We start from the raw sequence: 21,686 nt of genomic DNA, 5'->3' as shown, positions 1-21,686 counted from the left end.
AAGTATGAAATACTTACTTTTTTTTATGTTATTTTCAATGAACGTGATGGCAAATCAGCTCGAAATAGAACAGGATGCAAATGAGTGGCTTGCATTAATAGATAACGGCGAATATGCAAAATCATGGCAAGGTACCAGTGAAAGATTTCAAAATCTTCTAAATGAGAAACAATGGCAAGCAGCTTTAGAACAATTACGTTTTCCCCTAGGAAAATTAGTAAACCGCTCCTTGATTGATGCAAAAGAACATTCTCAGCTCCCTGGTATGCCAGAAGGTCGCTATAAAGTTTTCCAATTCAATACTCAGTACGAAAATAAACCACAGAGTAACGAAACCCTTTCTATGATTTATTATGACGGCAAGTGGCACACAATTGGCTATTTTATAAAATAAAACAATTGTTTAATTTTATTCATTAATAGATTTATATTTTTGCAGTCTAACTAATGTGAATATATAGAACAGATTTTATTGCTATATTGTTACTTTCTACTAATATTGCGCTTCTTAACTTAAATTTAAAATAAAAATAGGGGCGCAAATGAAAAGGATATTTATAGGATTAGTGGTGTTATCATCGTTACTTGGTTGTAACGATGATAACAACGTAAAAGAACCTGATGTTGAAACCAATTTAGCCAGTGAAGTGCGTACTTTAATTGAACCTTATCAATTAAAAGGCTTATCACAACACGTTGCTGAATTGCCGCAAATTGACCAGCCTATCGCACAACTTGGTATGCAATTGTTTTACGCCAAATCATTAAGTGGCAATATGGATACAGCATGTGCAAGTTGCCATCATCCATTTCTTGGCGGTGGTGATGACTTAGCACTTCCAATTGGTGTTGATGCTATTAACCCTGAGCTTCTCGGCCCTGGCCGCGAACATTTACCCTCCGCAGAACACGCAGATGGTGGTCCAACAGTACCGCGTAATGCGCCATCAACTTTTAACATTGCGTTTTATAACAAAGAAATGTTCCATGATGGTCGTGTAGAAAGCTTGTCAGATGACACAACACTCAACGGTGTTGGTCAAGATATTCGCACGCCTGATAGCCCATTTAATACACTCGACACTTTTGCAGGTAATAACTTATCGGCTGCACAGGCTCGCTTCCCTGTAACCTCTAAAGAAGAAATGCGTGGCTTTTCGTTTGCCGTTGGCTTAACAAACCAACAATTGCGAGATCAACTTGCTACTCGATTGCAAGGAAAAACGAATGAACTCTCAAGCAATGGCTGGTTTGACGCGTTTATAACTGGCTTTGAAACCAGCGCCGACACAACGTCTTTAGAAGAATTAATTACTTATGACAACATTGCGTTTGCACTTGGTGAATTCCAGCGCTCGCAAGTATTAATTAACTCACCTTGGCACAAATTTGTGGAAGGTGATGATAATGCACTAACCGAACAACAATTAGTTGGTGCAAAACTGTTTTATACGTCGTATGAAAATGGCGGGTTTAATTGTGCATCTTGTCATTCAGGTGACTTTATGACGGATGAATCATTCCACGTTATTGCCATGCCACAAATTGGCCGTGGCAAAGGCGATGGTGTTAATGGTGATGAAGATTTTGGCCGCTTTCGTGAAACTAAAACTGATAGCGATCGTTTTGCGTTTAGAACGCCGCATTTAACCAATATCGAAGTAACATTCCCATACGGCCACAGCGGTGCTTTTGCAACATTAGAAGAGGTTGTAAAACATCATCTTAATCCAGCAGTTTCGATTGCTAATTACGATCCAAGTACTTTACAACCTGGGTTACAAACTGAAAATTGGTTAGCAAATACAGAAAAAGCGCTAAACCATTTAACTCAGTTACAAAATGCGGGTACAGCTAAACTTAAAACTGTTGAATACACAGACCAACAAGTGGATGCCGTTGTTGCTTTCTTAAAAGCACAAACTGACCCCTGTGTTAAAGATGAACAATGCTTAATGAAGTGGATCCCAACAACTGAGCAAGATGTTGATAATACCCAATTAGTTGCTGAATTTAATTAAACAGCAACACCAAGACGTTAGCATGAAAAGGTATTTTCCTTTTCATGCTAACTTACCTTAAAGTAATTAACTTCTTCCACCATACGTTTTGTTTCTTCGTTAAGTGCAGCTGCCGAACTTGCAATTTGCTCAACCATTGCTGCATTTTGTTGTGTACTTTGCTCAATATTATTTACCGCAATATTAATTTCGTTAAAGCTTGCCGTTTGCTGTTTATTAGCTTCTGCGATTTCTTCCATTTTTTCATTTGCATTGGTTATTGAACTTGCAATACCCACCAACGCTTCACTTGATTTATCAACATGAAGATTTCCTTGAGTTACTTGTTCAACACTAGATGTAATAAGTGATTTGATTTCGTTTGCTGATTGCGCACTTCGCTGAGCAAGATTTCGAACTTCACTTGCAACAACACTAAATCCACGACCATGTTCACCTGCTCTTGCGGCCTCAACAGCAGCATTAAGAGCAAGTAAATTAGTCTGGAAAGCAATTTCATCAATCACACCTATGATATTTTTAATTCGCTCGCTAGAAGCACTCACTTGTTGCATAGTTGCCTTAGCATCAAAGGCTATATTTTGACCACTTTTCGCATTAGTTTGCATTGTAAGCATCAACTGCTCAGTATCCATAAGATTTGATTGAGCTACTTTTGCAGATTCATTAACGCGCTGAACACTTACACTGGTTTGCTCCACTGCACTTGCTTGCGATTCTGTCCGTCTTCTTAAATCTTCATTAGCATGGGCAATTTCATGCACACTGTTCGATACTGATTGTGCAAGGGTAAGTAAATTAGAAAGTAATGAGTCTAACTTGCTGACCGTATTATTCGCATTCTCTTTAAGACGCTTAAACTGCCCATCATAATGTGTTGTTACGCGAGCGGTTAAATCACCTGAAACCAAGTTTTCAAATAGACTATCTAAATCATTCAGAACCTGACTCACAACAGAAATAATCTGATTAACACCGTCACTTAACTGTAAAAAACAGCCTTGTTTATTCTCACTGTCAATGCGTTTATCTAAATTGCCTACTTGTAGCTCGTTTATCACCTCTTGCACTTCAACTTCTATCACTTGGCTAAGTTCTGAAAGTGATTTATTAATATTAACTTTCAAAGAGTTAAATTCGCCTTTATAGTCACCAACAACACTTACATTGAGATTGCCATTAGCAAGAGAATTTGCCACCGAATTCAACTCACTTATGACATTTTGATTGAGAGATACCAAGTTATTAAGTGACTGACTTAATGAGAGAAAGAAGCCTTCTTTACCATGTGTATTTATTCTTGTTGAGAGTTCACCAGTCAAACAATCGTCAACAATATTCGCAATTTCTTTTTCAATAATTTGCTCTAGGGTTAAAATCGTTTTGTTTGCGTTTTGCTGTAATCGGGCATAAGCACCGTCGAAGTTGCCCGCTATATTTGTGGCTAAACTACCTTTTGCTAAGTTAGCAAATACCTTATCCACCTCACCGATCACTTGGCGATTTAGAGTTTGGAGTTTGTTTATGCCAACAGTTAACGCCAAGAAACACCCTTCTTTACCGGTTTCTTTTATTTGAACGTCTAATTTGCCTTTGGAAGCAGCATCCACCAGCTGTTGAATTTCTTGTTCTATTGTTTTTTGTAAAATGTCTCGGCATTGAATTGCAGCATTGAGTACATTACCAAACTCACCAGTCAAATCATTGGCGTATTGATTGTTCAAATTACCATGAGCCAAATCTGTAACAACGGATGTAATAGCACTAAATGATTGGTCACAGATGATTACTGTATTATTAACATCCTCTTTTAGTTGACCCAATTGCCCTTTTAAATCAGCTTGAATGGTATTAGAAAAATCACCTTGTTTGACAGCTGACATCACCGAACTTATTTCGCCAACACCTGTACCTACTTGCCTACCTGCTGTTTCGATTTGTTTAACTAAGCTTGCCAAATCGCCGGTGTAACTGCCTTTACAGTTAATATCACTATAACGTCCATTTGCTAATGCATCACTCATTGTGGTTATTTCATCAAATGCCATTCTTAAATTGCCAAGCAATGAATTTATATTATCCGCGGTTTTGCCAATTTCATCTTTTTGTTTTAAAGGAACTCTTAAGCTGTAATTATTATCCTGTTGAACCTGTTCGATTGTTTGCTGGATCTGATTGAGTGCAAGTTTTATTGAACGGGCAATAAGGTAACCCATTACAAGGCTTATCAGAAGAAAAGCTAAGACTGTGTAGAGCGCTTTTTCAATTGTTTTTTGGGTATTAGTTAAGGTTTGCTGTGCCTTAGTTGATATTTCACTTGAAAGTGTTTGAATTAAACCATTTACAAGCTTTATTTCCTCTGTGGCATTTAAAAACCACGTTTTAGCATCTACTTTTGGTAGCACTACAGTTGTAGATAAAAGTGAATTAATTCGTTTTAAATTCTTAGTCGCAATCTCAGAATTAGGCTGTATTGAATTAATTTCACCAGATAATGAACGGTAGATTTCATTTGATACAAGTGGCTTCAACTCATTTAAAACTTGTTTAAGCTCTAACAGTTCATTCTGATTAACAACGTTCTGGCTTAGTAAAACTTTTAGCGCTTTGTTTTGGTTTCGAAGTTCTACGTTATTAGTAAATATTGACGTCATTGATTTTACATTTTCGACTTCTTTTTTGCTTTGAAGTGTCTCATAAAGGCTCAAATATTCATCATTTGCATAGTGCTTAAATTGTCTTTCTCTAATAACTAGTTGTGCCAAAAATTGATTAACCTGGGTTGCGCGCTCTTTCGCATAATCTCCTTTAGCAAAAATACCATTAAGCGCTCCTCGCACTTGCCCTAAATGCTCTTTTAACCAGATTAGTTGAATTGATGCTTTGAATTTAGCGGCTAAAGTCGGCTCGGTAATATACACCGATAACTTTTCAGTAAGCGTGATGGCATTGGCATTTAGTGAGGAATAGAAAGCAAAGAAATCTGAATCACTTGTGAGTGTATCCACTTTTGATCGAACGGTTTCTCGTTCTGCAAATTGTTTTTTTAAGGTGTTAATCACCTCAATCGAATGCTTATTTAGTGATAGCGTCTTAATTTTATCTAGCTCAAGTAATAATGCTTCCGCTGCTTTATCTGCTTTTAAGCGTTGCTCCGCAAGGGCTTGTTTGCCCTCTGCTCCTCGCGAGCCCAAAAATCCGGCACTTATTCCACGTTCAACCGCAAAGTTGTGCGCAACGTTATTAAGCCCTTGTGTAAGCGCAATCACCTTATTGATGTCAAATTGAGCTGTGATTTGCACTTCGCTGGTTTTATTTAATTGGTAAATGAGCATGCCACATAATGCACTTGGTATAAGTAGAATTAGCAGTAGCTTGAGCAAAATAGGAAGGTTTTTTAGCATTATGAACGCCCCATTGATTGGCTAGCAAAGCAATTATTTAATACGACACCTTTTTCAAAATAGTTTATTTTTATTAAAAGAAAATTTTATTAGTAAAATAGCTAAGCTAATTGACTAATATTTTTAAGATTGAGCGTTTAGAAAGGAATATAAGTGGAATTAATTAGAGGCTTAAAATAAGAGACGCATTTCAAAAAATTTCAGTTTATGAAACACGTCTCAAAAAGTTAGGACCTAGTTTTACTTAGTTCTTTTTGCGACGACGCGTGCTACGCTGCCCCAAAATGCGTTTTTTATCACGCTGCTTTCGTGATTTTGCCGTATTTTTACGATTATCTTTAGGTTCACGAGTAAGATCTGGTTCAAATCCAGCTAACCATTGCGGGGTAAGGCGTTCATCAAGAAGTACTTCTATTTCTTCAAGCAACCAGTTTTCATCTAAGCCAACCAATGAAATTGCTGTGCCTGCTTTACCTGCTCGCCCTGTTCGACCAATTCGATGCACATAATCTTCTGCTACATAAGGTAATTCAGCATTAATAACGAAATCTAACGTTGGAATATCAATGCCTCGCGCAGCAACATCGGTTGCAACCAACACACGCAGTTCACCATCACGAAATTGCTCTAACGCTTTATTTCTAGCCCCTTGTGACTTGTCACCATGAATAGCTTGCGTTTTGAGCCCATCTTTATTGAGTTCTTTTGCTAATTCATCGGCATAATTTTTGGTACGGGTAAATACAAGCACTTGATGCCAGTTATTTTTACCTATGGTGTAAGCAATTAATTCGCGTTTACGTTCTTCATCAACAGCATAAAATAATTGTTCAACCTTGGTTGCTGCCGTATTTGGCGCATCGACACCAATTCGTTGTGGGTTGTTTAGCCATGGGCTTACATTTTTAATTACATGCTCATCAACCGTAGCTGAGAACAATAATGTTTGCCTTTTTTCAGGAACACGTCGCATGATGCGTTTGATTTCTCCGATAAACCCCATATCTAACATGCGATCGGCTTCATCAAACACTAAATGGGTTAGTTGGGATAAATCGACAGTGCCCTTAATTAAATGGTCTAGCAATCGACCCGGCGTGGCAACCACAATCTGTACACCTTTTGCGAGCTGTTTTTCTTGCGGGCCAATATTTGCCCCACCATATAAACAGGCAACGCTAATTTGACTGTTTTGACTATAGCTTTCTGAAGCCTTAGCAACTTGCTGAGCGAGTTCTCTTGTCGGCACTAATACAAGTGCGCTTACTTGTTTACTTGGTAAAGATGAGACTTCATTTTGTTCTAAAATATGATGAATAATTGGCAACATAAAGGCCGCCGTTTTGCCTGTGCCTGTTTGCGCATGGGCTATTAAATCAGCGCCCTTTAGTACTTCAGGGATCGCCAATTGCTGTATTGGTGTAGGCTCTAAATAATTTAATTGTTGCAGTGTAGTTAAAAGCGTTTTGTTTAAACGAAAATCTGAAAATGCCATAGTTAATGTAATTAAGCGCAAAGTCACAAAATTATATCATTGAAAGTTGTGAAAAAGACTAACTCTGCTTACCAAGTTCACTAAAATCTAACTAAACACCCAAAACACACAATCAACTTAAAATGTAGGATGTTGAATTTAAATGATTTTATTTTTGGCGCGACTTTTGCCATTAAAGAATAAAAAAAGATGTTACTTGGTGTGGGAAATGTTAAAAAACAAATTTATTTGGAGTGTCACAGCGTTTACAGCAATGCTTCAGCTATCGCTGTTAAATTTTGAGGCTAATCACAACATTTTAACGATTTATACTTTCTCAACCTATCCTTACTCATTTGAATTACCTAACTGGTTAACAGTTATCTTAATGCCAACCTTTGTATATAGTTGCCTTTGTTTGATTCAAACTCGGTTTAAGCAAAATGCCCGTAAACGAGCAAAAGCCACTACCTTTACTTTAATTGGCTTTTTGCTGTCATTTAATTATGGCGCGACTATTTCAGGTAGTGTGTATTTGGGTTACGCCGACTATGTTGGAATATTAATTATTGCAATCGCATTTATTGCTTTTTTAGTAAAGGCATATCGTGCTGAATGTATTTTAGGATTTGCTTTGAGCCTCTGCATTGTATTTGGTGCACTCAGTGGCATTGTTTACTCGGTTATTACTGCCGCTGTGTGCTATGCGTTGTACAAGTTACGACTATTCACATTGCAATGCTACAGACAGAATTCACAAGATTTGGAAAACATTATTAATTAGTAATTTACTTACATAGCCAAAAGAGATGCCTTTTTGCGTTTGATGTAATAGCTTGTGTTATGTTTTTAACCAAATCCATGGCATAAATAGTAAAAAAACACATACCATTACCCCTTATGACGGTATTTTTTTTACTCTTATTAAGTTTTTCAACAAGTGCGAATATTGCGATTGACGATTCAGCAACATCTTTAAGTGAATTTAAAGTACATTACTATGTTGATAAGTCACGCCGTGAAGGCTTAGACGAAATTAAAAGCAAACAATTTATTGCGGCATCTAATCGCCTAACATTAGGCACAGATGCTAAAACAACCTGGGTTAGATTTTCTATATCCAACAGTTCGTCATCTGCCAAGCAACTTTTTTTGCATATTCCTGAGGCATACCATACCGAAACACTCTCTCTATTCCAGTTGACCAATGATGAAGTAATTGAGCAACATACAATTCAACTTAACAAAAATAATGCCCAGCCATTGCTCTTTGGCGGCACCGCCGTTTTTCCAATCACACTTGCGGCATACAGCTCACATGATATTTATTTAAAAAGTGATGTATACTCACATCAATGGTTCACTCTTGGTTTATACGATGAATTAAACTCAAAACATGCTTTAGTCAGCGAAAACTACGATATCGCGATTATGGTCGGCATGTTGCTCGCGCTGATGCTGTACAACATCATCTTATTTATTTCTTCTCGCAAAAAAGAAAATATTTTCTATGCACTTTATTTAGTATCAGGCACAACATGGATTGCTTTATCTTACGGCTTTTTAGCGACGTTATTTGGTGTTTATGGTCAATCAATGATGCATTTACATCTTTCGTTGTTAACAATGCCCAGTTTTTTAATCTTATTTATGATGAACATATTTGAGACAAAACGCTTATACCCCACCGAACATAAAGCCTTACTTTTTGTACTTGTGATCATTCTCTTAGATCTCGTTTTTGGTATGTTCAACATTGTGGCTGCACTAAAGCCTGCAAGTACCTTAGCAGCAATTATGATAGCTGTGACACTGAGTGTTAGTATTTCAATTTTGAGAAAGGGCAATCCATTAGCAAAGTACTTTTTACTCGGTCACAGCTTATTCTTCATTTTTAATTTACTCGCAATTGGCTATTACAAAGGACTTTTACCCAATACCTACGTCACAAGTCACGGTGTTGGCATCGGCATCATGCTTGAATCGTTTATGCTAGCATTCATCATTTCTTATCGAATTCGTGTGTTAGAGCGTATTGAAAAAGAACAAGCAGAGTTGCAATATCAAGCTAATACAGATCCCCTTACTCAACTTTATAACCGCCGTTATTTTGATCAATCCGTCGAACGTTTATTAGCTGAGAAGAATTGTCATACCCCGATGTGTATTGCCATTGCCGATATCGATTTCTTTAAAAAGTTTAATGATCAATATGGCCATCAAGTAGGTGATGAAGTATTGGTTGCATTTGCTGATATTTTGCAAAAATTCACTCCAGAAAATGCCATTGTTGCGCGTTTAGGTGGAGAGGAATTTATTATCGCTTTACCAAAACAAGATTTAGCAAACGCTTTTAAGCATATTGAACATATTAGAAAACAAATTGAAAATACCCGGATCAGTTCAGCATGCCATGATGCACTTTCAATTACGGCAAGTTTTGGTATTTCACAAGTAGATAGTTTATTAAAACCAGCAATCATTAATGCAGATAAAGCACTCTACAGAGCAAAAGAAAATGGCCGTAATAAAGTCATTTGCTTAGATTTGGATGGCGTTAATTCACTTGCATTGCAAACTAACGGGTAATAATCGTATTACCGACATATTTATTTACAAAACAGCGCGCTATTAAACGTGTTCTATTTGCTATCTTGTCTTAATTTGGTTAAAAACAAGCTAAGTTTTGCTGTTTTTAACGCAAAATAGAAAAAATAAACGCTAAGGGAAATCTTAATGAAAAAATCAATGCTAGCAGTTGCACTTGCAACTGCCTTTCTTGGTGGTTGTGGTGACCAACAAGCTGAAACAGCTAAAGTAGAAAAACAACAAGCTGCTGCGCCAGTAGTTGCCGAAAATCAAACTCAAAACAAAGCGGAATTAGGTAGCTTTGGTGTTGATTTAACAGCACGTAATCTAGAAATTAAACCAGGCGATGACTTCTTTATGTATGCAAGTGGTACTTGGTACGACAATTACATTATGCCTGCCGACAAAACACGCTTTGGTGCATTCACAGCGCTTGCTGAGCGCAGTGAAAAGCAAGTAAAAGAAATTATCGACGATATTATCAGCCGTGAAGATCTTAATGCTGAAGAGCAGCTTATTGCTGACTTTTACAATGCCTATATGGACGTTGAAACAATCAACAAAAAAGGCATTACACCAATCCAAGGTTTATTAGATGAGATCAGTGCTGTTAAAGGTACGGATGATTTAACAAAACTATTTGGTAATGCTTGGTTAACGGGTGTGTCTTCGCCAATTTGGGGTGGCATGTGGTTTAACCGTTTAGATCCAAACCAATATGAGATGTCGATGGGTGCTGGCGGTCTAGGTTTACCTGATCGTTCATACTATTTAGAAGACAGTGAGCGTTTTGCAAAAACACGTGATGCTTATGTTGCACATATTGCCAGCGCTCTAAAATTTGCGGGTGTTGAAAACACAGAAGAACGCGCAAAAGCAATTTTAGCGTTAGAAACTAAAATTGCAGAAGGCCACTGGCCACGTGAAAAGCGTCGTAACCGTGACTTGACGCTTAACCAAATTAAACGTGCTGATTTAGCAAAAGAATACCCTGGCTTTAACTGGGATCTGTATTTTGAACAAACAGGCTATAAAGTACCTCAGTTAAATGTGTCTCAACCTGAGCCAATTAAAGCAATGATCGCGCTAATTAACGGTGAAGACCTTAATGTATGGAAAGACTATTTAACTTTCCACGCAATTCGCGGTAATGCTAGCCTTCTTTCTGAAGAAATTTATGCAAACAACTTTGAATTCTTCGGTAAAGAATTAAGCGGTCAACAAGAGCCTCGCCCTCGTTGGAAACGTGCAATCAGCGAAATGTCAGACACTGAATCACTTGGCTTTGCAATTGGTAAAGTATACGTAAATCGTTACTTCCCAGAATCATCTAAAACACAAATGGCTGAACTGGTTGAAAATCTGCGCACAGCACTGGGTGAGCGTATTGATGGCTTAGATTGGATGGGTGAAGAGACCAAAGTAAATGCAAAAGCAAAACTTGCTGCATTTAACCCTAAAATTGGTTACCCAGATGTATGGCAAGAATTTGATGGCTTAAAAATCGCCAAAGACGACTTAATGGGCAATATTAAAAACACGCGTCAGTTTTTCCGTGCTGAAAGCGCAGCTAAAGAGCTTGAAAAAACAGACCGTAACCGTTGGGGCATGACACCACAACGTGTAAATGCATACTACAACAGTTCATTTAACGAGATTGTTTTCCCAGCAGCAATTTTACAACCACCATTCTTTGATCCAAATGCAGATGCAGCGGTTAACTATGGCGCAATCGGCGCGGTAATTGGCCATGAAATGGGTCACGGTTTTGATGATCAGGGTTCTAAATCAGATGCCAACGGTATTCAACGTAATTGGTGGACTGATGCAGATCGCGCAGCATTTGAAGCAAAAGCAGATAAACTTGCAGAGCAATACAGCAAGTACGAGCCAATTCCTGATAACTTTGTTAACGGCCGTAACAGCCTTGGCGAAAACATTGGTGATGTAGGTGGCCTTGCTATGGCATACCATGCTTACAAGTTAAGCTTAAATGGTAAAGAAGCTGAAGTAATTGACGGCTTAACTGGCGACCAGCGCTTTTTCTTAGCGTGGGCACAAGTATGGAAAGAAAAGCGTACTGAGCAAAGCATGCTTAACCAATTACGTGCGGGTACACACGCACCTGGTCGTTTCCGTGCACTTGCACCGCGCAACCATGATGCATGGTATAAAGCGTTTGACGTTAAAGAAGGCGATGCACTTTACTTAAAACCTGAAGAGCGCGTACGTATTTGGTAATTTAATTACCAAAAATTAAGCCCAGCATTGCTGGGCTTTTTTATATCAACTAATAAATAATCTTGATTTTAAAAGACTTATTTTCAAAGACTCATCTTGCTCACTTCGTCTTAATAAAATCGCTAGTAAATCGTGAGCATATTAGCCATTCTTTTGATCTATTTCCGATATTAACCATTATTTTAGCCATTTAGACCTCTGTCTTATGCAATTTGTTAATTTTTTGTGTTACTGTTCGCGCGCTTTTTAACAAACGCTGCAATTTTAGAACAAGGCTTCACCATGAAAAATAAGCTGTATTTGTGTTTACTCCTGTTCAGCTTCTCGCTGTTTACACCGTCATTAATGGCCGCATCTGCTGTAGGTGGCCAACCTCTTGATTTAACAACTAGTACCGTTGGCTTTATCTGTATCGCTATCTTTGTATTAGCGTATGCGTTAGTAATGCTTGAAGAAAAACTCCATATGCGCAAATCGAAACCTGTTTTGGTTGCCGCAGGCCTCATTTGGATTTTAATAGGAAGCTATTACATAAATAATGGCTTACCGGGCGTTACAGAAGCTGCATTTAGGCATAACTTGCTTGAATTTGCTGAGCTGATGTTATTTTTGCTTGTTGCTATGACTTATATAAATGCATTGGAAGAACGCCGTGTATTTGACGCACTGCGTGCTTGGATGGTGCGTAAAGGGTTTAGTTACCCTGTGCTTTTTTGGCTAACAGGTTGGTTATCATTTTTTATTTCACCCATAGCCGATAACTTAACAACTGCATTATTAATGTGCGCCGTTGTCATGAAAGTAGCCGCAGGTGATAAAAAATTCATCAACTTATGTTGTATTAATATTGTCGTTGCCGCAAACGCTGGCGGTGCATTTAGCCCATTTGGTGATATCACCACCTTAATGGTGTGGCAAGCTGGTAAAGTTGAGTTCTTTGAATTCTTTGCCCTTTTCCTCCCTTCTGTGACCAATTACGTGGTACCTGCGGCAATTATGAGTTTCTTTGTTGAACGTAAACAACCCGCTGCGGCACAAGAAGACGTAGAACTAAAACGCGGTGCCATTCGTATTTTATGTCTGTTCTTACTTACTGTAGCAACAGCGGTACTTTGTCATAGCTTACTGCACTTACCACCTGTACTTGGCATGATGATGGGCTTAGGTTACTTACAGTTCTTTGGTTATTTCCTACGCATGACTCTGCCAGGTTCACTTGCGCGTAAAAAAGCGCTTGCAGAGAGTAAAGGCGACCAAAAACGCTTAGAAACATTAGGTAGTGTTGTGCCATTTGACGTATTTGCGAAAGTCTCGCGCGCCGAGTGGGATACCTTACTGTTCTTTTACGGTATTGTTATTTGTGTAGGTGGTTTAGGCTTCCTTGGATACCTTACTTTAATGTCAGAAGTTCTTTATGGCGGGTGGTCTGCAACCACGGCAAACGTTTTCTTAGGCATTATTTCAGCGGTTATCGATAATATTCCGGTAATGTTTGCTGTACTTGCGATGTCACCAGAATTATCACACGGTCAATGGCTGCTAATCACCCTTACTGCCGGCGTAGGTGGTAGTTTACTGTCTATCGGCTCTGCGGCAGGCGTTGCTTTAATGGGTCAAGCACGTGGTTACTATACTTTCTTTGGCCACTTAAAATGGGCGCCAGTAATTGCCCTTGGTTATGCGGCAAGTATATTAGTTCACCTTTGGTTAAATGCGGATCTTTTCAGTATTTATACCTAACATGATTTAAATCTAATATTTAAAAGGGAAGCAATTGCTTCCCTTATTAGTTTTATTAGCATGCTAACTTGTTTTCAAATACCGTTTGTAAAAACGTTAAAAGCGCATTAATTTTGGGTAGATTAACGCGATTTTTTGCATAAAGCGCATACATCATTGAAGGTTCCAGTTGCCAATCTGGCAGCACCTTAACCAGTTTTCCTGATTCAAGTTCTTTTTGGCACATATAGTTTGGCATTACAGTAATACCCAAACCATCAATTGTTGCTTGTTTGATCACACTAAAATCATCAACAATCAGTTTTGCTTTAAATGATGCATGTTTCTCTTTGTTAGCATTAAAAAGTGTAATGCCTTGGGCACTTACACTGCTACTCATCACCAACCAATTTAACCGATGTAAGTTTTCGAGATTAGGTTCGACATTTAATGATGCTAAATATTTTGGGCTTGTATAAAGGCTGCGTGTTGCACATCCCAGCTTTTTACCAATCAAACTAGAATCGCTCAGTTTGCCTATACGGATCAGCATATCAAAACCGCCTTCGACCATATCCACTCGCTGATTGGTCAAATTAAGTTGTAATTCAACATCAGGAAATTTTGCCAAAAACCCTGCAATATTGGGTTTTAGAATTTCTTGCCCAATTGACACAGAACATCCAAGTTTAATGGGACCTGAAATAGAATTACGGGCTTTGTCTGCAACGCCTTTTGCTAACTCAGCTTCATCATAAATCCGCTTACAATGAGCAATATAGGCCCTACCTGCTTCAGTTAACCTTTGAGTACGTGTTGTTCTTTCTAAAAGTGTAACGCCTAACGTATTTTCTAGCTTTGTTACTTTACGGCTCACATTAGCTTTAGGCATTGATAAACGCTCAGCGGCCAGTGTGAAACTGCCTGTTTCAACAACAGCTAAAAATACCATCATATCGTTTAGGTCTTGCATAACACATCATTGTTGTTAATTATGGATTTATGTTAACCAAAAACCTATATTTATTGAACAATAAAAACACCCTAATATTACTTCATTGGTTAAACACGAATAATTACAAGGAAACACAATGAAAGTACTTACAAGAAACTCACTGCCACTTGGCGGGTTTGGAGGTTTAACAGAGCACCGTTTAGTTACAGATAGTCGATTATTTGGCAATCATAAATCACCAAACACTTTTGAAGGTTTAGGACAATTTGTTTACTTAGCAGATGCAAAGTTTAATCCTTTTGGCGATACCACAATGCATCCACACAAAGAAATTGATGTCATTACTGTTATGTTAGAAGGTGAAGTAACCCATGAAGGCTCTCTTGAGCACGGTAAAAGCTTAAAAGCTGGTGAAACCCAAGTTCAACGTGCAGGTGGTGAAGGCTTTTCACATAATGAGATTAACCCCAATAATTCTCAAAACCGATTATTACAGATTTGGGCGCTTCCAGAAGAGTTTGGTCGTCCTGCAGCATATAAACATTACAACCCCAAGGGTATCGGTGTAACCCATATTTATGGCGGTGATAAAACGCAAACTGACACCTTCGATAGCACAACTCATATGCATATTGTAAAGCTTCAAGCGGGGCAAACTTACCATACCGAAGGTAAAACAATGGTGTATGTATACCAAGGTGAATTGAAATTAAGCGAAGGGGATGAGCAAATTTTGGCTCTAGATGGCACTCTCGTCAGGGCTGAAAAAATCAGTATTACTGCAATAACGTACAGTGAATGTATTGTTATTACTAAAAGCTAATCGAAACAGTCAATAAAGCCGCCTTTAACAGCGGCTTATTATTTAAAAAACCAACGCCAGCAATGGCATGTTAGAAACAAAGACAATTGCAGAAGTAAGGGTAAACATTCTTAGCTGGTTTGATAATTTCCGCATTGCCGGAAAACAAAGACTTGTGACAAAACAAATAAATGGCAAACCAAATGTCGCAGCTAACACAAATGCAACTTGCTTACTTTTCACATTAAAAACGGCATGATTTATCGATGCATAGTGGGCTAAGTAAGCATTTACAACAACTAAAATACTGAGCAAAAACAGTAAAAGTAAATCTATTTTGCGGCTTGCATGAACAGACATCACAGCCTGTTCAGCCTCTGAATGGATTGAAGATTCCATATGTCATCCTTGAAAAAATTGTTGTTTATTTATCGACCTACTGCATAACTCCTTTAGCAGTAGGTTTTACTATAAACAAAGAAAAGCGCTAATAGCAACCATTGTCAGTGTTAAGGCACATCACTTGTAACCTTAATAAAGCGCTTTTTAATTATTTATAGAGTTTATGCGCCCACTTTGTAAGACCCGCAGTCACACTGCCAAAGTTATCCCCATTTAACATTGGGATATCACCAAGGGCATGTTGTAATGCTTTTTTCAAAAGTGGTGATTGTGCACTGCCACCCGTTAAGTAGATGACATCTGGGCGTGTAGCTGCACTTGTAATCGCATCATTGGCTAAATTTACCATTTGTTTAAGACTCTCATTTATCGCATCGCTTAAATCATTACTTACAATTGATTGCTTTAAACATGATTCAATAAACGAAAGATCTGCCGTGTGCTCAGTATCTTCTGAAAGCGCAATTTTTGCCAGCTCGCCTTGCCTAACTAGCTGATGAGATTGTTTATTCTCTAATACTTTTATCAGTCTCGCTAACAAATTTGGTTGCTCTACTTCACGTAGCAAGCGAGTTAATTCTCGGTGATTTGCATCACTGTAGAACTCACTTTGTAGATGAATATCGTTTATTTTACAGGCTTGCCAATACAGTGGATGAGGCATTGGTAGCCCAGATTTCATTTGTGTGCCTAAGCCAAACTGTGGCATTAACTTATGAAAACTAAGGGCAATATCAAGATCATTCCCGCCAATTCGCTTACCACTATGAGAAAGAAAATCGTTCGAACGGTCATGCTTATCACGAAATGAAGGCCCCATTTGCACAAATGAACAATCGGATGTACCACCGCCAATATCAACAACGAGGACTTTTTTGTCTTGGTTCAGTGATGTTTCAAAATCGATACCAGCAGCCAGTGGTTCATATAAAAATTCTACATCTTTAAAACCTGCACGCTTGGCAGCTTTTGTTAAAATTTCAACCGCTTGTTGGTTACTTTCTTCACCACCAACCGCTTGGAAATTTACCGGTCGCCCTATTACCGTTTGCAATAATTCACGCCCTAAATGGCTTTCAGCACGCTTTTTTATCGCCATAATCATGGCTGTTGCAATATCTTCAAAAAAAGCAATTTGCTCTGTTTTTAGTCCTGTTGCACCAAAAAACGATTTTGGTGATTTGACGTAAAAACCTTCTTCAGGGAATTCTATATATTCTTCTATTGCTTCTTTACCAATGTAAATGCCGCTTTCATGTGAAGCTAAGTCTAAATCAGCACGAATCGAAGGAATGCCACTTAATAAGCCTTTTCGTGATGCTAGATAGTGTTCATGCTCGGCATTTTTAGACAGATTTTTAGCGACATAATCAACAATCAAACTATTGTGCTGCGCGTACAGTGTAGAAGGTAAATAGGGTTTGCCTTGCTCTAATGGAATTAGCTTAGGTGATGACTCATCCATTACGCCCATGGCGCAATTTGAACTACCATAATCAAAACCAACAATCATAGAAAACTCCTAAGCAAAAAAAGGTCGCGCAGATTAGCACAGTGGTTTAGGAACTTCTATTTCTTTTAAAAATAAAACCAGCTTAGTAAGCATAGCTTGTTCGACTTTGTTTAATAACTAAGCACTTTGATCGCATTGCCTCTATCAAGGTAAAACTGGTGAGGTGTTATTTTCTAAAAAAGGAATGTTCATTCTTCGGAAGTAGGCCAATTTGACTTAGCGCATAACGATACTGATTCTTTATTTTGCCAGTAGCTTTCAGACGTCATTGATTATACGCATGTGAAAACCCCTAATGCCGCTTCACTACCGCCATACCAAGTCAAAATATCATCATAGCTAATCACCTCCTATACTTATTACACTAACTAAAAGACAAATGAGAAATATGGCTAAAAATCTTCTGATTTTAATGTGGTGTGTTATTGTGCTGCTTGTTTTAGTGTCAAACTCATCGTTTGCATCCATGCTCTACTGGCTCGATTTGAGCAGTAGTATCACACCCCAGTTGATTATATTTGCCAGCGTAATTTCATTTCTATTACTCTGTTTTAATATTAAATTTGGCTTATTGCTTACGTTTATATCTATTGGTTTGCTATTTACAAAGGTGCCACTTTTTTCATATTCAGTAAGCGAAGTTCAGCCTGCTATTAGCGTTTTTCAGCTTAATTTAAATTACTACAATCCAAATATTAATAATTTCTATCAAACACTTGCAACGAATAGAGCGGAGCTCACCGTACTATTTGAAGTAAATGATAGCCACAGAGCCGAGTTCATTAGCTTAAGAGGCGATTACTTTGATTATGGCTCAGCTGAAATAGAGGGATTTCCGGATGGCATAGGTATTATTTCGAAGTACCCAATACTATCTCGCCAAAAACACCACATTTTTCAAAGCAGTGTACGCGGCGTAATAATTGAACTTATACTGGCTGTCGGTGATACAAAAGTAAGAGTATTTGCACTGCATCCCCCATCACCAAGAACACAAACACTTTGGCATAAACGCAATATGATGCTGACACAACTTAAAAACTTATTAGAAAGTGAAACTAAAGTAAAACATACCATTGTACTTGGCGATTTTAATACAAACCCGCACTCAACACATTTCCCCAAAATAACGCAATACAGTAGCTGCTATGATAATTCAGGCCATTATGCTTCTTGGGCTCCGTTTAGTTTACCCAACTCATTATATTCATTGATTGGAATTACAATTGACCACTGTTTACTTAGCAATTCAGTTAAACTTAACAGCTTTTCTACCCTTCCCGTTAACGGGAGTGATCATGCCGCACTTTTATACAATTTAAGTTTAAGGAGTGAATAATGTGATTGCTTTTTAACTGGCTGTGTTAAAATAACCAAAGATAAATTTATTGAGATAATCATGAACCGTCGTAAAAAAATCTACGAAAAGCTCAAGAAGAAAGACAAAAAAGCCAACGATAAAGTAAATAAAAGTAATAAACCAAAATATATATCTAAGGCTGAGCGAGAAAAGTTAGCGTTAGAGCAAAATGCTACTTCTGAAAGTTAAGTATATTATAAAAAGGGCTGTACGCCCTTTTTTGTGTCTGTTTCTTTGTATTTAAATCTCCTTAAATCAATCCATAACCTCACTTGCAACGTACAATTAATGTAGTTTTTAATACTTTCTTTTTTGGGAATTTATTTCTTAGTTTAAAAACGTAATACAACGTTATATAGTGAAGCTTAAAAATGGATTAAATTGTTCTTAAATTTGAATTTAATTATGCGATAACGTACTAAAATTACATAATCGCATTTGCTTAAGGAGTTGCGATTAGTGTGTTTCGGGTTGTTTTAAACTGTGTAGTTTTTCTATTTTTGATCTTTGCAAAGATGTCTTTCGCTGTCACCAAGCTTAATGTAGTGACTGAAGAATGGCGCCCCTTTAATTACACCGACGAAAATGGTGAAATTACTGGCATTGCAACTGAACGATTAAAAGCAGTTTTAGACAGCATTAACATCGAATACACCATTTCATCTTACCCTTGGGCTCGCTCGATGATCCTCACATCTAATGATGAAAACACGCTTATTTATACAATACTCCGTACCAAAGACCGCGAAGACAAGTTTCAATGGATTTGCCCGCTGATTGGCCCTGTTAAAGTTCACCTTTACAAATTATCCAAACGAAAAGATATCAATATCAATACGATTGAGGATGCTCGTAATTACGTTACTTCCATTGAAAAAAGTGAAAGTGATCACGAATATCTGTTGTCCAAAGGCTTTATCAATGGTGTTAATTTAGATGTGACAGGCGACCCTTATGCTGGAACACGTAAGTTTTTTGCGGAGCGCGTTGATTTAGTGTTACAAACAGAATGGGAAATGAAAGAAAACCTGCGCCATTTCAAGCGTCCCGCTTCTGATGTTGAAAAAGTATATGAAGTTAAAAAACCAAGCGATGCCGAAGGGTGTATGGCATTTGGACTAAAAACAGACAAAATACTTGTCGATAAAATAAGAAAAGCTCTCAAAGACTATAACGCAAAGCATGGGTTATAGTGGCGATACTACAAAGTAGATCGCCATATTAAAAATTAATTAGAAACTTTACGAACCCTAAAGCTGCGCCCTTTCATCTTACCTTCGCTAATTGTCTTTACCGCTAAATTTGCCATTTTACGGTCAACTGCAACAAATGATGCCATTGCAGTTACTTTGATTTTGCCAATCTGATCACCACTAATTGCGTTATTTGCAGTTAGAGCCCCCAGAATATCGCCCGGGCGAAGTTTTGCTTTTTTACCACCATCAATTTGTAGTGTGATATTAGGTGCGCGTTCAATTGGGTTAGCAAACACATCATCGCTTGGCAAATCAGTGGGTATTGCTTCAATCTTTAAATAGTCTTCAAGGGCATTCACCTTATGAGATTCTTTATAGCTCATAAGTGAACAGGCAATGCCTTTATTACCGGCACGGCCTGTACGACCAATGCGGTGAACATGCACTTCAGGGTCATGGGCAATATGATAGTTAATAACCATATCAACATGGTCGACATCAATACCACGCGCCGCAACGTCAGTTGCAACCAATATTGTGAGGCTTTTATTTGCAAAGCGCACTAAAGTACGGTCACGATCTTTTTGTTCTAAATCACCGTGTAGCGCTGCGCTATCAAAACCAAACTGACTTAATTCATCGCATACACTTTGGCATTCATTTTTTGTATTACAAAACACCACGGCTGATTTTGGCTGAAACTTAAGTAACAGACGATTAACCGCATCTAAGCGAGCTTCGTTATTTTCAACTTCATAAAAATATTGGCTAATTGAGCTGTGATCATGTGTTGCTTCTACCACGATTTTTTCAGGATTACCCATCACATGCTGTGCTAACTGCTCGATTTTAGTTGGGTAAGTTGCACTGAAAAGCAAGTTTTGGCGAACAGCCGGTAAATGCTCAATAATACAATTAAGGGATTCTTCAAAACCCATTTCAAGCATTCGGTCTGCTTCATCAAGCACAAAGGTATTCACTTCGTCTAAGTTCAAACGGCCTTTTCGTAAATGTTCTTCAATACGCCCTGGTGTGCCCACCACTATGTGCGCACCATGTTCAAGCGAGCCTATTTGTGGCCCCATTGGTGCACCACCACATAACGCAAGCACTTTAATATTATGAATAGCGCGCGCAAGTTTTCGTATCTCTACCGCTACTTGGTCGGCTAGTTCACGAGTTGGGCACACAACCACTGCTTGAACGCGAAAACGTTTAACATTTAAGTTATGCAACAAGCCAAGTGAAAACGCAGCCGTTTTACCCGAACCTGTTTTGCCCTGCCCGATCACATCTTTACCTGCAAGAATAAGTGGCAAGGTTTGCGCCTGAATATCGGTCATGGATGTATAACCTAAACTGGTTAAGTTTTCCAAAAGTGCTGGCGATAGCGCCGTTTGGGAGAAACAAGAAGCTGTAGACAAAGTGATTACTCAAAATTTCAAAACGCTAATTATATCACAGCATCGCTACGCTGTTACTCTCAATCGATGCTTGCTATAGTAAACAAAACTCAAAACGATGACTTATTTTGAAAAAAATCGCCCTTTTTGTAGATATTCAAAATATTTACTACACAACACGCCAGGCTTATCAACGCCAATTTAACTACCGTGAATTATGGCAGCAATTATCAAATCAAGGCGAGATTGTGCTCGCTAATGCTTACGCAATTGCACGCCAAGACGACCAACAACATAAATTTCAAAAAGCGCTTAAGCACATTGGTTTTGATGTAAAACTCAAACCGTTTATCCAACGTGCTGATGGCTCAGCAAAAGGTGATTGGGATGTAGGTATTACCATTGATGTTTTAGAGCATGCTCCTAATGTTGATGTGGTGTGTTTACTCTCTGGCGATGGGGATTTCGATTTACTACTGCAAAAAGTTGCAGCTAAACATGGTATAGAAACCTGGGTATATGGGGTTGAACAATTGACTGCACAGTCACTCATTTACAGCGCGAGTCGTTTTCAGCCCATTACTAATGGATTGTTACTTTAGATGTC

The 21,686-nt window shown here is 38.2% G+C and carries 17 protein-coding genes; 11 read left to right on the top strand and 6 right to left on the bottom strand.

Annotated features, from left to right (window positions below; all coding sequences use genetic code 11):
- The first annotated feature begins 4 nt into the window (after positions 1 to 4).
- Positions 5 to 394 carry a DUF4019 domain-containing protein gene (locus tag AAEU29_RS12380; protein ID WP_421973634.1) on the top strand — a complete coding sequence of 130 codons (390 nt, stop codon included), beginning with the start codon at positions 5 to 7 and terminating at the stop codon, positions 392 to 394.
- Between the two features lie 148 nt (positions 395 to 542).
- Complete coding sequence (locus tag AAEU29_RS12375; RefSeq protein ID WP_421973633.1) at positions 543 to 2,021, top strand: cytochrome-c peroxidase; 1,479 nt, start codon at positions 543 to 545, stop codon at positions 2,019 to 2,021.
- Positions 2,022 to 2,068: 47 nt separating this feature from the next.
- On the opposite strand, the gene AAEU29_RS12370 is transcribed toward AAEU29_RS12375, so the two are convergent.
- On the bottom strand, positions 2,069 to 5,425 hold the full coding sequence (locus AAEU29_RS12370; protein WP_421973632.1) for a methyl-accepting chemotaxis protein: 3,357 nt from the start codon (positions 5,423 to 5,425) through the stop codon (positions 2,069 to 2,071).
- A gap of 244 nt (positions 5,426 to 5,669) precedes the next feature.
- Positions 5,670 to 6,920: a DEAD/DEAH box helicase gene (locus AAEU29_RS12365; RefSeq protein WP_421973797.1), complete on the bottom strand. Its 1,251-nt coding sequence runs from the start codon at positions 6,918 to 6,920 to the stop codon at positions 5,670 to 5,672.
- A 208-nt stretch (positions 6,921 to 7,128) separates the two neighbouring features.
- Here AAEU29_RS12365 and AAEU29_RS12360 point away from each other — a divergent pair, with 208 nt between their 5' ends.
- The 4 genes from AAEU29_RS12360 (at position 7,129) to nhaD (ending at position 13,469) form a co-directional block, all read left to right on the top strand.
- On the top strand, positions 7,129 to 7,683 hold the full coding sequence (locus tag AAEU29_RS12360) for a hypothetical protein (protein ID WP_421973631.1): 555 nt from the start codon (positions 7,129 to 7,131) through the stop codon (positions 7,681 to 7,683).
- A 116-nt stretch (positions 7,684 to 7,799) separates the two neighbouring features.
- On the top strand, positions 7,800 to 9,488 hold the full coding sequence (locus AAEU29_RS12355; RefSeq protein WP_421973630.1) for a diguanylate cyclase: 1,689 nt from the start codon (positions 7,800 to 7,802) through the stop codon (positions 9,486 to 9,488).
- A gap of 147 nt (positions 9,489 to 9,635) precedes the next feature.
- Positions 9,636 to 11,729: a M13 family metallopeptidase gene (locus tag AAEU29_RS12350; RefSeq protein ID WP_421973629.1), complete on the top strand. Its 2,094-nt coding sequence runs from the start codon at positions 9,636 to 9,638 to the stop codon at positions 11,727 to 11,729.
- Between the two features lie 345 nt (positions 11,730 to 12,074).
- On the top strand, positions 12,075 to 13,469 hold the full coding sequence (gene nhaD, locus AAEU29_RS12345; RefSeq protein WP_421973796.1) for a sodium:proton antiporter NhaD: 1,395 nt from the start codon (positions 12,075 to 12,077) through the stop codon (positions 13,467 to 13,469).
- Positions 13,470 to 13,524: 55 nt separating this feature from the next.
- Here nhaD and AAEU29_RS12340 read toward each other — a convergent pair whose 3' ends face one another.
- The gene (locus AAEU29_RS12340) at positions 13,525 to 14,421 is read right to left on the bottom strand and encodes a LysR family transcriptional regulator (protein ID WP_421973628.1); all 897 of its coding nucleotides are present in this window, start codon (positions 14,419 to 14,421) and stop codon (positions 13,525 to 13,527) included.
- A gap of 118 nt (positions 14,422 to 14,539) precedes the next feature.
- Between AAEU29_RS12340 and AAEU29_RS12335 the strand changes: the two genes are divergently transcribed.
- Entirely contained in the window at positions 14,540 to 15,226 is a 687-nt protein-coding gene (locus AAEU29_RS12335; RefSeq protein WP_421973627.1) for a pirin family protein, read from the top strand.
- Between the two features lie 42 nt (positions 15,227 to 15,268).
- Here the strand turns inward: AAEU29_RS12335 and AAEU29_RS12330 are convergent, their stop codons facing one another.
- Together AAEU29_RS12330 and yegD are read right to left on the bottom strand one after the other, a co-directional pair.
- Positions 15,269 to 15,604, bottom strand: coding sequence for a hypothetical protein (locus AAEU29_RS12330; protein WP_421973626.1), 336 nt, complete (start codon positions 15,602 to 15,604; stop codon positions 15,269 to 15,271).
- Between the two features lie 151 nt (positions 15,605 to 15,755).
- A complete protein-coding gene (gene yegD / locus AAEU29_RS12325) occupies positions 15,756 to 17,120 on the bottom strand; it encodes a molecular chaperone (RefSeq protein ID WP_421973625.1) in 1,365 nt (454 codons plus the stop codon).
- Positions 17,121 to 17,508: 388 nt separating this feature from the next.
- On the opposite strand from yegD, the gene AAEU29_RS12320 reads away from it, so the two are divergent.
- From AAEU29_RS12320 to AAEU29_RS12310, 3 genes are all read left to right on the top strand, one after another.
- The gene (locus AAEU29_RS12320) at positions 17,509 to 18,459 is read left to right on the top strand and encodes an endonuclease/exonuclease/phosphatase family protein (RefSeq protein WP_421973624.1); all 951 of its coding nucleotides are present in this window, start codon (positions 17,509 to 17,511) and stop codon (positions 18,457 to 18,459) included.
- 60 nt (positions 18,460 to 18,519) lie between these two features.
- Positions 18,520 to 18,669 (top strand): DUF2986 domain-containing protein, encoded by a 150-nt coding sequence (locus AAEU29_RS12315; protein WP_421973623.1) that lies wholly within the window; start codon positions 18,520 to 18,522, stop codon positions 18,667 to 18,669.
- Positions 18,670 to 19,025: 356 nt separating this feature from the next.
- The gene (locus AAEU29_RS12310; RefSeq protein ID WP_421973622.1) at positions 19,026 to 19,673 is read left to right on the top strand and encodes a substrate-binding periplasmic protein; all 648 of its coding nucleotides are present in this window, start codon (positions 19,026 to 19,028) and stop codon (positions 19,671 to 19,673) included.
- A gap of 35 nt (positions 19,674 to 19,708) precedes the next feature.
- Here AAEU29_RS12310 and dbpA read toward each other — a convergent pair whose 3' ends face one another.
- Positions 19,709 to 21,100: an ATP-dependent RNA helicase DbpA gene (gene dbpA, locus AAEU29_RS12305; protein WP_421973621.1), complete on the bottom strand. Its 1,392-nt coding sequence runs from the start codon at positions 21,098 to 21,100 to the stop codon at positions 19,709 to 19,711.
- 107 nt (positions 21,101 to 21,207) lie between these two features.
- Between dbpA and AAEU29_RS12300 the strand changes: the two genes are divergently transcribed.
- On the top strand, positions 21,208 to 21,681 hold the full coding sequence (locus tag AAEU29_RS12300) for an NYN domain-containing protein (RefSeq protein WP_421973620.1): 474 nt from the start codon (positions 21,208 to 21,210) through the stop codon (positions 21,679 to 21,681).
- The last annotated feature ends 5 nt before the right edge of the window (positions 21,682 to 21,686 follow it).

Origin of the sequence: Pseudoalteromonas aquimarina, assembly GCF_049257255.1 — a bacterium.
Taxonomy (GTDB): Bacteria; Pseudomonadota; Gammaproteobacteria; order Enterobacterales; family Alteromonadaceae; genus Pseudoalteromonas.
Note: the sequence above shows the minus strand (reverse complement) of the source record. Positions and strands in the feature narration are given on the sequence as shown.